Origin of the sequence: Aquitalea sp. LB_tupeE (assembly GCF_013391415.1) — a bacterium.
Taxonomy (GTDB): domain Bacteria; phylum Pseudomonadota; class Gammaproteobacteria; order Burkholderiales; family Chromobacteriaceae; genus Aquitalea.
On the sequence record NZ_JACAXB010000033.1, the window covers coordinates 159,492 to 172,483 of the forward strand.

16 protein-coding genes are annotated in these 12,992 nt (G+C 61.3%); 11 read left to right on the plus strand and 5 right to left on the minus strand.

Annotation, left to right across the window (positions count from 1 at the left end):
- Nucleotides 1-10 precede the first annotated feature (10 nt).
- Nucleotides 11-289: a YbeD family protein gene (locus HWX34_RS17355; RefSeq protein ID WP_045844888.1), complete on the minus strand. Its 279-nt coding sequence runs from the start codon at nt 287-289 to the stop codon at nt 11-13.
- A 93-nt stretch (nt 290-382) separates the two neighbouring features.
- Complete coding sequence (locus HWX34_RS17360) at nt 383-1,531, minus strand: D-alanyl-D-alanine carboxypeptidase family protein (RefSeq protein ID WP_178973430.1); 1,149 nt, start codon at nt 1,529-1,531, stop codon at nt 383-385.
- Nucleotides 1,532-1,753: 222 nt separating this feature from the next.
- Here HWX34_RS17360 and ilvA point away from each other — a divergent pair, with 222 nt between their 5' ends.
- The 4 genes from ilvA to HWX34_RS17380 all read left to right on the plus strand — a co-directional run bounded on the left by ilvA (nt 1,754) and on the right by HWX34_RS17380 (nt 4,894).
- Entirely contained in the window at nt 1,754-3,283 is a 1,530-nt protein-coding gene (gene ilvA / locus HWX34_RS17365) for a threonine ammonia-lyase, biosynthetic (RefSeq protein WP_178973431.1), read from the plus strand.
- A 54-nt stretch (nt 3,284-3,337) separates the two neighbouring features.
- Nucleotides 3,338-3,985: an HAD family hydrolase gene (locus HWX34_RS17370; RefSeq protein ID WP_178973432.1), complete on the plus strand. Its 648-nt coding sequence runs from the start codon at nt 3,338-3,340 to the stop codon at nt 3,983-3,985.
- Between the two features lie 181 nt (nt 3,986-4,166).
- Nucleotides 4,167-4,406 (plus strand): hypothetical protein, encoded by a 240-nt coding sequence (locus tag HWX34_RS17375; protein WP_178973433.1) that lies wholly within the window; start codon nt 4,167-4,169, stop codon nt 4,404-4,406.
- A 32-nt stretch (nt 4,407-4,438) separates the two neighbouring features.
- Complete coding sequence (locus tag HWX34_RS17380; RefSeq protein WP_178973434.1) at nt 4,439-4,894, plus strand: hypothetical protein; 456 nt, start codon at nt 4,439-4,441, stop codon at nt 4,892-4,894.
- An 88-nt stretch (nt 4,895-4,982) separates the two neighbouring features.
- On the opposite strand, the gene HWX34_RS17385 is transcribed toward HWX34_RS17380, so the two are convergent.
- The 3 genes from HWX34_RS17385 to HWX34_RS17395 all read right to left on the minus strand — a co-directional run bounded on the left by HWX34_RS17385 (nt 4,983) and on the right by HWX34_RS17395 (nt 6,765).
- Nucleotides 4,983-5,249: a hypothetical protein gene (locus tag HWX34_RS17385; protein WP_045844841.1), complete on the minus strand. Its 267-nt coding sequence runs from the start codon at nt 5,247-5,249 to the stop codon at nt 4,983-4,985.
- 98 nt (nt 5,250-5,347) lie between these two features.
- Nucleotides 5,348-6,181, minus strand: a complete 834-nt coding sequence (locus tag HWX34_RS17390) for an EAL domain-containing protein (protein ID WP_178973435.1) — start codon at nt 6,179-6,181, stop codon at nt 5,348-5,350.
- 62 nt (nt 6,182-6,243) lie between these two features.
- Nucleotides 6,244-6,765 (minus strand): hypothetical protein, encoded by a 522-nt coding sequence (locus HWX34_RS17395; RefSeq protein WP_178973436.1) that lies wholly within the window; start codon nt 6,763-6,765, stop codon nt 6,244-6,246.
- 21 nt (nt 6,766-6,786) lie between these two features.
- Here HWX34_RS17395 and HWX34_RS17400 point away from each other — a divergent pair, with 21 nt between their 5' ends.
- The 7 genes from HWX34_RS17400 (at nt 6,787) to mdcE (ending at nt 12,925) form a co-directional block, all read left to right on the plus strand.
- Nucleotides 6,787-7,017, plus strand: a complete 231-nt coding sequence (locus tag HWX34_RS17400) for a hypothetical protein (RefSeq protein WP_178973437.1) — start codon at nt 6,787-6,789, stop codon at nt 7,015-7,017.
- Nucleotides 7,018-7,312: 295 nt separating this feature from the next.
- Complete coding sequence (locus HWX34_RS17405) at nt 7,313-8,308, plus strand: LysR family transcriptional regulator (protein WP_255497383.1); 996 nt, start codon at nt 7,313-7,315, stop codon at nt 8,306-8,308.
- Between the two features lie 81 nt (nt 8,309-8,389).
- Nucleotides 8,390-10,051, plus strand: a complete 1,662-nt coding sequence (mdcA, locus tag HWX34_RS17410; RefSeq protein ID WP_178973438.1) for a malonate decarboxylase subunit alpha — start codon at nt 8,390-8,392, stop codon at nt 10,049-10,051.
- Nucleotides 10,051-10,908 (plus strand): triphosphoribosyl-dephospho-CoA synthase, encoded by an 858-nt coding sequence (locus HWX34_RS17415; protein ID WP_178973439.1) that lies wholly within the window; start codon nt 10,051-10,053, stop codon nt 10,906-10,908. The genes mdcA and HWX34_RS17415 overlap by 1 nt, the downstream gene beginning before the upstream one ends.
- Before the next feature lie 36 nt (nt 10,909-10,944).
- Entirely contained in the window at nt 10,945-11,241 is a 297-nt protein-coding gene (locus tag HWX34_RS17420) for a malonate decarboxylase subunit delta (RefSeq protein WP_178973440.1), read from the plus strand.
- Nucleotides 11,238-12,101: a biotin-independent malonate decarboxylase subunit beta gene (locus tag HWX34_RS17425; RefSeq protein WP_178973441.1), complete on the plus strand. Its 864-nt coding sequence runs from the start codon at nt 11,238-11,240 to the stop codon at nt 12,099-12,101. Before HWX34_RS17420 ends, HWX34_RS17425 begins: the two co-directional genes overlap by 4 nt.
- Nucleotides 12,098-12,925: a biotin-independent malonate decarboxylase subunit gamma gene (gene mdcE, locus HWX34_RS17430; protein WP_178973442.1), complete on the plus strand. Its 828-nt coding sequence runs from the start codon at nt 12,098-12,100 to the stop codon at nt 12,923-12,925. Before HWX34_RS17425 ends, mdcE begins: the two co-directional genes overlap by 4 nt.
- Nucleotides 12,926-12,992 lie beyond the last annotated feature (67 nt).

Genomic DNA, 12,992 nt, shown 5'->3' on the forward strand with positions numbered 1-12,992 from the left:
CCACGTTGGTTTAAAGCACCATCTTGACCATGGGGTGGCCAGTGAGCGACAGGTAGATATTGTCCAGTTGCTGGCGCGAGGTGGCATTCACGGTAATGGTCAGGGCATAGAAACGTCCACCCGAGCTTTCCCGCAGGGTGACATCATGCTCGGCCAGGTCCGGCGCGTGCACACGCACCACTTCGGTCATGGTGACGACAAATTCGTCATGACGCTCGCCCATCACCTTCAGGGGGAAGCGACAGGGAAATTCAATGATTTCCTGCTTTTCAGTGCTGTTTTCAGCCATGTTCAACTCGATTCTGCAAAGGCAAAAAGCCCGCATCACCCGATGCAGGCCAGTGCCGGACCCCGGCTGGCGGGGCGTCAATCAAAAGCCGGTTTACTTCCAGCCCAGCATCAGCTTGATGCTGTCCCACAGGCGGCTGAAGAAACCACCCTCTTCCACGGTTTGCAAGGCGACAACCGGACGCTCCAGCAGCGGCTTGCCATCCAGACTCACCACCAGCTTGCCTACTGTCTGACCGGCCTTGATCGGGGCGATCAGCGGCTGCATGGTGGAAAGGTCTGCCTTCAACTGGCCAGCCTGGCCCTTGGCCACGGTAGCAAAGACATCCTGAGAGAAACCCACCGGAACCGATTTGGCCGCGCCCTTGTACACCAGTACTTCGGAAACCGGCTTGGATGCACTGTAAAGTTTGGGCGTTTCGAAAAACTGCAAGCCGTAATTCAGCAGTTTGGCACTTTCGTTGGCGCGCGCCTCAGGACTGGCGGTACCCACCACCACCGAGATCACCCGACGGCCATCACGATGGCTGGAGGTAATCATATTGTAGCCGGCGGTGTCGGTATAACCGGTTTTCATGCCGTCGACGTTGGGGTCGCGGTACAGCAGCAGGTTACGGTTGGGCTGGGTGATGTTGTTATAGGTGAAGGACTTGATGGAGTAAGTCGGGTAGAACTCCGGGAAGTCGCGAATCAGCGCAGCGGACAGGATGGCCAGATCATGCACGGTGGTGTAGTGATCGGCATGCGGCAGGCCGGTGGCATTGCGGAACTGGGTATTCTTCATGCCCAGTTTCTGCGCCTGCTGGGTCATCAGCTGGGCGAACACGTCTTCGCTGCCGGCAATGGCTTCGGCCAGGGTCACGCAGGCGTCGTTACCGGATTGCACGATCATGCCCTTGATCAGGTCATCCACCCTCACCGGCACTTTCGGGTCGAGGAACATGCGCGAGCCGTCGGTTTTCCAGCCACGGTTGGATACGGTCAGCATCTGGTCCAGCGCCAGGCGCTTTTCCTTCACCGCCTTGAAGGTGAGGTAAGCGGTCATCAGCTTGGTCAGCGAGGCCGGTTCCACGCGGGCATCCGGGTCTTGGGCGGCCAGCACCTGGCCACTATTGAAATCGACCAGATAAAAAGCCTTGCCGGCAATTTCCGGTACAGGCGGTACAAAGGCAGTGGTCGCGGAGGCAGCAACAGGCATGGCCAGGCTGGCGGCCAGCAAAATTCGGGTGATGGTGGTTTTCATTGAGATCGACAACGGGTGAGGGGTACAAACAATAGCCGATGATTATACACGTCCAGACTGCAACGTTGACCGTAAATGCCCGGTTTTGGCGCAATTGGCCGTCAATAAATACCCGGTTGCGGCAATGCAGCATGAAAATGGCAACATGGCTTCCCGGCGGCTTGGAGTTCCTGCTACTCTGACAGTTCAATAAAAAAGCACGACAAGGACATCGGCATCACCATGCAAGACAAGCAAGACTACCTGGAGCGCATCCTCACCTCCCGCGTCTATGACGTCGCAGTGGAAACCCCGCTGGAAACCGCCAACAACCTGAGCCGCCGTACCGGCAACACCATTTTGCTGAAGCGTGAAGACCTGCAACCGGTGTTCTCGTTCAAGCTGCGCGGTGCCTACAACAAGATGGCCAAGCTGACGCCGGATCAGCTGGCCAACGGCGTGATTACCGCCAGTGCGGGCAATCACGCCCAGGGCGTGGCGCTGTCGGCCAAGAAAATTGGCTGTGAAGCCATCATCGTGATGCCGGTGACCACCCCGCAGGTGAAGATTGACGGCGTGACCAGCCGTGGCGGCAAGGTAGTCTTGCATGGCGAATCATTCAGCGATGCCTATCAGCACGCCATGAAACTGGTGGCTGAAACCGGCAAAACTTATATCCCGCCGTTTGACGACCCGGACGTGATTGCCGGTCAGGGCACCATCGGCATGGAAATCCTGCGCCAGCACCCCGGCCATATCGATGCCGTGTTCGTGGCGATTGGCGGCGGCGGACTGGCCGCAGGCGTGGCCAGCTTCATCAAGCGTCTGAAACCGGAAATCAAGATCATCGGCGTGCAGCCGGTGGATTCGGACGCCATGAAGCAGTCCATCGAAAAGGGTGAACGCGTTGAATTGAAAGACGTGGGCCTGTTTGCCGATGGTGTGGCCGTCAAGCTGGTGGGCGAGGAAACCTTCCGCATCTGCCGCGAGCTGCTGGACGAAATCATGCTGGTGGATTCGGACGCCATGTGCGCCGCCATCAAGGATATTTTCGAAGACACCCGCTCCATCGTGGAACCGGCCGGTGCGCTGGCCGTGGCTGCCGCCAAGGCCTATATCGAGCGCGAGGGCTGTACGGGGCAGACGCTGGTGGCCATCAATTGCGGCGCCAACATGAATTTCGACCGCCTGCGCCATGTGTCGGAACGCTCCGAGCTGGGCGAGCGTCGCGAAGCCATCATCGCCGTCACCATTCCGGAAAAGCCGGGCAGCTTCAAACAGTTCTGTTCGGTCATCGGCAACCGCAACATCACCGAATTCAACTACCGCTTTGCCGACCCCGGCACCGCCCATGTGTTTGTCGGGGTGCAGATCAGCGGCAAGCAGGATTCGGAGCGCATCATTGCCGAACTGAAAGCCAACGGCCTGGAAGGGCTGGACCTGACCGACAACGAGCTGGCCAAGCTGCACATCCGCCACCTGGTGGGCGGCCATGCCCCGCAGCTGAAGGACGAGCGCGTGCTGCGCTTTGAATTCCCGGAACGTCCGGGTGCGCTGATGCGTTTCCTGGAAGGCATGCAGACCAACTGGAACATCAGCCTGTTCCACTACCGCAACCACGGTGCCGATTATGGCCGCGTACTGGTAGGCATTCAGGTGCCATCCAGCGATAATGCCGAGTTCCAGCGTTTCCTGGATGGTCTGGCCTACCCCTATGTGGAAGAAACCGACAACCCGGCCTACAAGCTGTTCCTGGGCAAGACCATCCGCTAACCCTGCCTGCCGGCGCACCCAGCTGGCAGCAGTATCTTGCACAGGCACCCCTACATGATTCAAGCCGTATTGTTCGATCTGGACGGCACCCTGGCCGACACCGCACGCGACCTGGGCGCCGCCCTCAACCGTCTGCTGGCCGAAGAAGGCCTGCCGCCGCAGCCCTATTCCGCCATCCGGCCGATTGCCAGCCACGGCGCTCGCGGGCTGGTGAGCCTGGGCTTTGGCATTGATCGCGAGCATCCGCGTTTTGAAGAATATCGTCTGCGTTTTCTCGATCACTACGAGCACAGCTTCGCTGACGAAACCGTGCTGTTCGATGGCATCAACAGCATGCTGGACGGCATTGCTGCCAAGGGCCTGACCTGGGGCATCATCACCAACAAGCCGATGCGTTTTACCGACCGGCTGGTGCCTGCCCTGCCCTTTGCCAGCCGCCCGGCCGTCACCGTCAGTGGCGATACCGTAGGCGTACCCAAGCCGGACCCGGCACCCATGCTGCATGCAGCAAGCCAGATCGGCATTGCACCGCAGCACTGCCTGTATGTGGGCGATGCCGAACGTGATATCCAGGCTGGCCGCGGGGTGGGCATGAAAACCGTGCTGGCCAACTGGGGGTATATCTCGGAGCAAGACCAGCCAGCGCAATGGGGTGCAGACATCAGCATCGACCACCCGCTGGAATTGCTTAAGCACCTGTAAACAGGCAACAGCCAACTATTACCACCCGCATTCGCCATTGGCCGATGCGGGTTTTCTTTTGCCAGATTGAGCACCAAAAAGAAACAATATCTTGAACAAATACATCTATTTCACATTATTGGTAATCAATACACTGCATCCATCCGCTGACTGACAGCACAAACCGACAAGGATGCCTACCATGAAACACTTCACCCTCACCCTGCTGGCCCTGAGCTTTAGCAACGCCGCACTGGCCGCCCACCACAGCAGCTACCCCAGCAACACCGATGTCAGCGCCTGGCAGGCCGAACAAGCAGCCATCCGTGCGGCAGATGCCCGCCTACCGGCAGAACGTCAGGCCGAAATTGCCCGCGACAATGCCACTTGGCAGGCCGCGCTGCTGCAGAAAAACCAGCACAACGCCGGGATCAATCACTAAACGACAAGTACAGATCAACAAGGCTGCCCATCATGACTCGCTACCAACTGCATATCACGGCGCACCACACCAGCCTGACTCAGGCGGCACAGTCGGCCCACAGCATGCCGACAGGCTGGCAGTCGGCACTGCCCGTTGACAGTCACACCCTGCTGCCCACGACTGCCGGGCTGGAGATGGCCATCATGCAGGTGGAAGACGCCATCAGTGCCAGCTGGCCACAGCACCTGGCACTGGACACGGTGTACAGCAGCGATGCGGAACTGCAGCAACTGGCCACCCTGTGCGGCTTGCCAGATACGGCGGGCAACCGGCTTGAGCGCCAACAGGTAGAAAGCCTGTTCGCGCGCCTGGCCAATGCAGTGGAAGGCGGGCTGACCAGTGGGCTACCCGCCACACAGGCAGGCATGGGCCAGCTGTTGATTGTGCGTGAACTAATGCACCACCTGGACATTGCCAGTATCACCCTGCTTGAGCCCGCTGCCTGACAAGGGCTGCAGGCAAAGAAAAACCGCCGTCAGGAAACTGGCGGCGGTGTGATGTCCATCCAGCTGCGTCAGCAGCGTGAAAACCGGATCAGAAGGGGTAAACCACTTCTGCCGGCTTGAACTCGCAAGGCTTGTCGGACGGAGCAGCGTCGTGCATCTCGGCCTTGCTGTCGGAAATCTTCTTCCAGGAACCACCCAGGCTGCAGGCAAAATCCTGGCCCAGTTCCAGTTCACCAAACGTCGATGGCAGTACCGGCTCTTCACAGTGCGGGCACAGATTACCGGCCGGGCCTGTCAGTTGGGCTCGGCTGGATACCTCGTCACACCAGCAACATTTGATTTGATCTTCAGTCATCTTTACTTCCCGTTACCTTGGCTTGTCATGTCGAAATGACGCGAATGGAACGGGATTATACCCGGCTTGCAGCAAACCGACGAATGCCTTGTACGGCATCAGGCAGCGCGACAGGCCGCGCGGGATGAAAACAGGGCCACTGCCGGACGTGCGTAATAGAAACCCTGCAACAGCGCCGCACCGGACTCCACCACCAGCTGGTGCTGGGCTTCGGTCTCCACCCCTTCGCACACCACCTGGGCACCCAGGGCGGCAATCATGCTGATCAGCCCCGGCAATACCGTACGCGCTCGCGGGTTCATCATGGACTGCGTCAAAAGGCTGCGATCGAGCTTGACCAGGTCCGGCGTCAATTGCCATAGCCGGTCAAAATTGGAATGTCCGGCACCGAAATCATCAATGGCGATACGAAAGCCCTTGCGTTTGTAGCTGTTAATGGCAGCATCCAGCAAGGCTAGGTCTTCTATTTCCGATTCGACAATTTCCAGCACCACCTGCTCCGGCATCAGCCCGCAATAGTGCAGCAGGGTTTCGAAGGTGGTGCCGTGCTTGCCGCTGGCAATGCTGAGCAAATGCCGCCCATGCACATTCAGGAACAGCAATTCACCGGCATCTGCCTGACTGGAAAAATTCAGCGCATGCACCACCCGGCTCAGGCGGTCCAGATATACCAGCTCCTCGGCAGAACTGGCGCGGGCAAAAAAGCGGTCAATGGCCATGGGCTGGCCGTCGCGGTCGGTTACCCGCAGCAAGGCCTCGTGCGCAAACGGCTGCAGGCTGTGCGCATGCATGATGGGCTGAAATGCACTGTACAAACGTAAACCACCATACATGGCGAACGCGCCATGGTCGGAAAAATTAAGCGTGGGACTGTGCCGGGCAACCCCGGCAGGCCATTGATTGAAATAGCTCAACAAACGGTTTAACTGCATGCATGTCCTATCTTGATTGGGCAGCTTCACGTCCGAACCATCACAAGCAGCCCTGACCTGCTTCAGGCTGGGCGCAGCCGGTGCAGGATATTGTCATCATCGGCACTGGCCACATAAGTGGCAAAACCATGACGTGCATAACTTTCCTTGAGTGCCAGCAAACGTTCAGGCCGAGCGGCATAGTCAGGTGGCAGCACAAATCCGATTTGCAGCGACGGCATGGCCAGTTGATCGACGATCTGGCGAAACACCCGGCCGTGATCCTGGCTCACCCGCTCCAGCAAGGCCCCGGAAACAGGCAATAACAAGCCTTCGCCCTGGTGCGGGCCTTGCAGGTAATTGAGCAGATGCAGGCAGCGGATGAAGCGGTCCAGCACCACCGGCGTTTCGCTCACCCCGGTCAGGCGGGAGAGCACCTCGCCACCGATAGGCTCGCCACCGGGTGCAACAGCATGCAGGCTGGCCAGCACGCCAAGCGGCTGACCGGCAGTGTCACTGACAGACACAAAGCGGCTGGCAAGCCTTACCTTGAGGAACTCCCCCACCACTTCTCCATCAGCGGTATTCCATAATGGAAATTCCATGAAGTACGCAGGATGGATGGTATGCAGAAAACGTGTGAGCAATGGATTCATGTGCGGCCTGACCGGCGGCAGGCATTTAAGCGTATGGGTGCAGGTCTGGCGCAGACCTTGTCTTCCCTGCACTCTAGCCGCAACTGGGGCAGAAGAAAAATCATCAATCTTCAATTTGACATGCATTTATCTGCTATCGACTGCACAAATCCGTCGCAAGAGCGTTCCGGAATACAAATCGACATGCCGGTATTGATATGACGCAAACTCTGCAAAAGTCATGCTGGACGCAATTTTTCTGCGCCGGGATACTGCCTGCGTTAATCCTCCTCCATCCTATGGAACTTGTGCCCACCCCTTGCCGGGTGGGCAATTTTTATGTTGGCAGTGCTTTCCTAGGCAGCGGTCAGTGGCGCCTGCCACGCACTGGTCGGACTTCTCCTCCCTGATTGCAGCACAGTGGCCAACACCTGCACATTTCACCTGCAAGCAGCAGTTGCCCCCGGCCAGCTCCCCTGTCAAGCCGTCTTGTGTTTATCATGATCAGCCCGCCCGGATGCGCCAGCACCTAGCCATTACCCGCCTACCAAGACAAGGCCACGCGATGATCAGTGAAGAAATCACCCTGCGCAAACTGCAAACCCTGGCTGCTTTTGTCGCCACCGGCAGCCTGCCGCGCACCGCCGAACGCATGCAGATGAGCACGGTGAGCGTGCACCGTGCCCTGCATTCGCTGGAAGACGCCATGCGCTGCCCCTTGTTCCGCCACGAGGGTCGCAGGCTGATTGCCCTGCCTGCCGCGCTGGCGCTGGCCGAAGCGGCCGAGGACGCCGAGCGGACACTGGAAAGCGGCATTCGCAAAGCGCGGGAAAAAGCCGGGTTTGGCGCGGCCCAGCTGAAAATCGGTGCCATGTATTCACTGACGGTGGAGTTGATTCCACGGCTGGTGATGGGGGTGAAGCTGCGCCGCCCGGAACTGGCCATCGAATTGCAGCTGGGTTCCAACGCCCAGTTGCTGGACAAGCTGCATACACAGAGCGTGGACGCCCTGCTGATGTCGCTGCCAGATGAAGGCAGCCCGCCTGGCTTGCTGGCGGTGCCGCTGTTTGAGGACCAGCTGTATCTGGCCTCCTCGCTGACCAGCCCTGCGCCGGTCAGCCCCACCGCCGATCTGGCTGATTACCGCCATGAAAAATTCGTCGCTCTCAGCGACGGTTTTGCCACCAGCCGCGACTTCCAGCGCCTGTTCAGCAACGCGGGCTACCAGCCGGATGTGGTGATGCGGGTGGATGACATTTTCTCGCTGATGAACCTGGTGGCGGCCGGGGTGGGCCTCAGCCTGTTGCCTGGCCGGGTCAGTTCCTTGTTTGCCGGGCGCATCCGCTTCACCCCGCTGGCCCAAGAGTGGCACAGCACGCAGCGTATCGGCCTGCTGCTGCAGGAATGTCGCGAGCGCGACCCCAATCTTCTGGCCTTGCTGGCCGAAGCCCGCATGCTGGGGCAGCAGATGTCGACCAATGGCCTTGCGGCCAAACCATTAGCCTCAGGCTAATAATCGTGCAATCAGCTTGATTGATGGCCAGCCTGCCAGCGCCTACCTTGCAGGCATTCTCATCTGCAACAGGAAGCAAGCATGCTGGCATCCTCAACGCCCTCACCGGTCTGGCATCGCCGCCGTGACGAAAAGCGCCGCCGCATCGAACTGGCCAGCCCTCTGGCCAATGGCTGCATACTACCCACCGACCAGCTGACCGCCGCACTGGAAATCCTGATCGCTCCCGGCGACAGGGTGGTACTGGAAGGCAATAACCAGAAACAGGCCGACTTCCTGTCACGCAGCCTGGCCCGTGCCAATCCGGCCCGCCTGCATGACCTGCACATGATTATTCCCAGCGTGGGGCGGCCCGAGCATCTGGACATTTTCGAAAGCGGCATTGCCCGCAAGCTGGACTTTTCCTTCTCCGGCCCGCAAAGCCTGCGTATCGGCCAGCTATTGCAGGATGGCTGCCTGGAAATCGGCGCCATTCACACTTATGTCGAGTTGTATGCCCGGCTGTTTGTCGACCTCACCCCCAATGTCGCGCTGGTGGCTGCCTATCAGGCCGACCGCCACGGCAATCTCTACACCGGCCCCAGCACCGAAGACACCCCGGCGCTGGTGGAGGCCACCGCCTTTCGTGACGGCATTGTCATTGCCCAGGTAAACGAGATTGTCGAAGACCCGTCCGGACTCACCCGCGTGGACATTCCGGCCGACTGGGTGGATTTCGTGGTACTGGCCGACCGCCCCTTCTTTATCGAACCGCTGTTCACCCGCGACCCGCGCCTGATCAAGCCGGTACATGTGCTGATGGCGATGATGGCGATTCGCGGCATTTACGAACGTCATCAAGTGCAATCGCTCAACCACGGTCTGGGCTTCAATACCGCCGCCATCGAATTGCTGCTGCCCACCTATGGCGAGCAACTGGGGCTGAAGGGCAAAATCTGCCGTCACTGGACGCTGAACCCGCACCCCACGCTGATACCGGCCATCGAAAGCGGCTGGGTGGACAGCGTACACTGCTTTGGCGGCGAACTGGGCATGGAAGCCTATGTGGCGGCCCGTCCCGATGTGTTCTTCACCGGGCGGGACGGTTCGCTGCGCTCCAATCGCGCCTTCTGCCAGATGGCCGGGCAATACGCGGTGGACATGTTTATCGGCTCCACCCTGCAAATGGATGGCGATGGCCATTCCTCCACCGTCACCCATGGCCGCCTGTCCGGCTTTGGCGGTGCCCCCAATATGGGGCACGACCCACATGGCCGACGCCATGCCAGCCCGGCCTGGCTGGACCTGATTCAGACCGATAGCCTGCTGGCCCGTGGCCGCAAACTGGTGGTGCAAATGGTGGAAACCTTCCAGGGCAACGGCCAGCCCACCATCGTGGAAAGCCTGGACGCGGTGGAAGTGGCGCGCAGCAGCGGCATGCCGCTGGCACCGGTGATGATTTACGGCGATGACGTCAGCCATGTCCTGACCGAAGAAGGCATTGCCTACCTGTACAAGGCCGAATCGCTGGAACAGCGCCGGCAGATGATTGCCGCCGTGGCCGGCATCACTCCCATTGGCCTGCGCCACGACCCGGCCAACACCACCCGACTGCGCCAGGCTGGACTAGTGGCCCTGCCGGAAGACCTGGGCATCCGTCGCAGCGATGCCAGCCGCTCGCTACTGGCCGCCAAGAGCATGGCGGACCTGGTCACTTGGTCGGACGGGCTGTACCAGCCCCCAGCCCGCTTCAGGAGCTGGTAATGCTGCCCGCCCTCGCCCCCGATCAGGCCGGGCAACTGGCCGGCCAGCTGGCGCTACTCGCCTGCCAGTGCCTGCTGGACGAAGCACATCTGGCCCCCAAACCCGGACTGGTGGACAGCCGTGGCAGCGGCGCGCACAGCGACCTTAACCTGGAGCTGATGTGCCGCTCGGCCCGCGCCTTGCAACCGGCCTTCTTTGCCATGGCCCACGCAGCCTGGCAGCAAGCGCCATCGACCACCCTGCGCGAACAGCTAGGCAGCCTGGGCCGGGCGGGTGAACAAGCCATGCTGCAGGCCAGTGGCGGCGTCAACACCCATCGCGGCGCCATCTGGGCCATCGGCCTGCTGGTGGCCGCCGCCGCCATGGACAGCAGCCAACGGCAAAGCGATGCCGTCTGTCAGCGCGCCGCCGCACTGGCGCAACTGCCCGACCGTCTGCTGCCAGCCCAGCCACGCAAGGGGGATCAGGCATGCCGCCGTTATGGCGTGGGCGGAGCCCGCGGCGAAGCGCAGCAAGGGTTTCCGCACATCACCCAGCTGGCGCTGCCCACCCTGCATGCCAGCCGCGCGCATGGCGATGGCGAGACCCATGCCCGGCTCAATGCACTGCTGGCCATCATGAGCCGACTGGACGACACCTGCCTGCTGTCACGCGGTGGCATGGCGGGCTTGACCCTGGTGCAAAGCGGCGCACTGGCTGTGCTGGACGCAGGCGGAGTGGCCACCTTGCCCGGCCGCCGCAGGCTGTATCAACTGGAAAAAGCCATGCTGGCGGAGCGGCTGTCACCGGGCGGCGCGGCCGACCTGCTGGCCGCCACCCTGCTGCTGGACCGGCTGCCACAGATCGCAGCTGACTGACGCAGGCAACGGATACACAGGAATGAAGGAGTAAGCATGGAAAAACTGCATCTGGAATACCCGGCCGGGGCCCCGGCCACACAGCGTGTACTGGTGGGCGTGGTGGCTTCTGGCGACCTGGAGATACTGATCACCCCAGCACCTGCCGGTCGCTGCCACATCACGATACATAGCGCCGCCGATGGTAGTGCCACCCGCTGGCGCGCACAGCTGGAGCGTCTGTTTGCCGACGGCAAGGCCGCCGCCATGCAGATGGAAATCAATGATTTTGCTGCCACTCCAGGCGTGATCAGCCTGCGGCTGGCCCAGGCACTGGAGGAGTTGTCCGCATGAGCCATCGACAAGACATCACCTGCCTGCTGCAAGGCCACAGCTTTATCGAACTGAGCGCCCGCGAACGCGCCCACAGCCTCCTGGACGCTGGCAGCAGCCGCGAACTGGCCGGCCCGTTTGACCGGCAATACTCACCCTGGCTCAGCGCGCAGGGCATTGTGGCGCAGGCCGATGACGGCGTGGTCATCTGCAAAGGCCTGCTGGATGGCCAGCCTGCGGTGGTTGCCGCCATCGAGGGCGGATTCCAGGGCGGCAGCCTGGGCGAAGTGGGCGGAGCCAAGCTGGCCTGCGCACTGGAGCTGGCGGCAGCCGACAACCGCCAGAGCATTCCCACCCGTGCAGTCATCCTGTTTGAAACCGGCGGTGTGCGCCTGCAAGAAGCCAACCTGGGCCTGGCGGCCATTGCCGAAATCCATTCCGCCATTGCCGACCTCAGCCGCTATCAGCCGGTGGTCGGCATCATCGCCGGCACCGTGGGCTGCTTTGGCGGCATGTCGATTGCCGCCGGCATGTGCAGTTATCTGATTGTCACCCGCGAAGCCAGGCTGGGGCTGAACGGCCCGCAAGTGATCGAACAGGAAGCCGGTATGGCGGAATACGACTCGCGCAACCGGCCCTTCATCTGGAGTCTGACCGGCGGCGAACAGCGCCAGGCCTGCGGCTTGGCTGATGCCTTGGTAGAAGACGACACCCCGCTTATCCGCCAGCAGCTGCTGGACTTTATTGCCTGCGGCCTGCCCGCAGAGCCTCGCCACCGGCGTAGCCAGCACATGCTGCAAAGGCTGCTGACCATGGACAGCACGACCCAGGCCGACGCCGCCTCTGCCCGTCAACTTTTTCAGTCAGGAGCCCGCCCATGAGCCAGGCATCCATCAGCCAGCGCGGTCGCGACTGGTTCCACGCCCTGTGTGGTCAAGCTTCCCTGCAGCAAGGCTTGCCGCCATCCCTGCTGGTGGCCGATGGCGAACTTGCCGGTCAGCCCGCCCGTTATGTAGCCGTGGTGGCCGACCCGGAGAACCCCTTTGTCCGTGCCCGTCATGGCGAAGTAGGCCTGCTGGAAGGCTGGGCGCTGGCTGCCACCATCGACGCCGCAGTGGATGCCGACCAGCAGCACGCGCACAAGCGCGCCATCGTCGCCATCATCGACGTCCCCAGTCAGGCCTATGGCCGCCGTGAAGAGGCCTACGGCATCCACCAGGCACTGGCCGCTGCTGCCGCTGCCTATGCCCGCGCCCGGCTGGCAGGCCACCCGGTCATCGGGCTGATTGTCGGCAAGGCCATGTCCGGTGCTTTCCTGGCCCATGGCTATCAGGCCAACCGCCTGCTGGCGCTGAACGACGCCGGGGTGATGGTGCACGCCATGGGCAAGCAGGCTGCCGCCCGCATCACCCTGCGCACGGTGGAGGAACTGGAAAAACTGGCCGCCAGCATCGCCCCCATGGCCTATGACATTGCCAGCTACGCCAGCCTGGGCCTGCTGTGGCGCTTGCTGAAAGCCGAGCAGCCAGACCAGCCCACCCCGGCCGATGTGCAGCTGGTACATACCGCGCTGACCGAGGCCTTGCGTGACATCCAGGCCGACCCGCAACCCGACCTGCGCCAGCGCCTGCACGGCGAACACCGCCAGGCCACCCGCCAGGTGCGCGCGCTATTGCAGCAACAGTGGACACAGAACGGAGGGTAAACGGTAACAATCACGGTGCATGGGCATGACTGCAGTAACAGGTGAACACAATATGACAATACAAAGG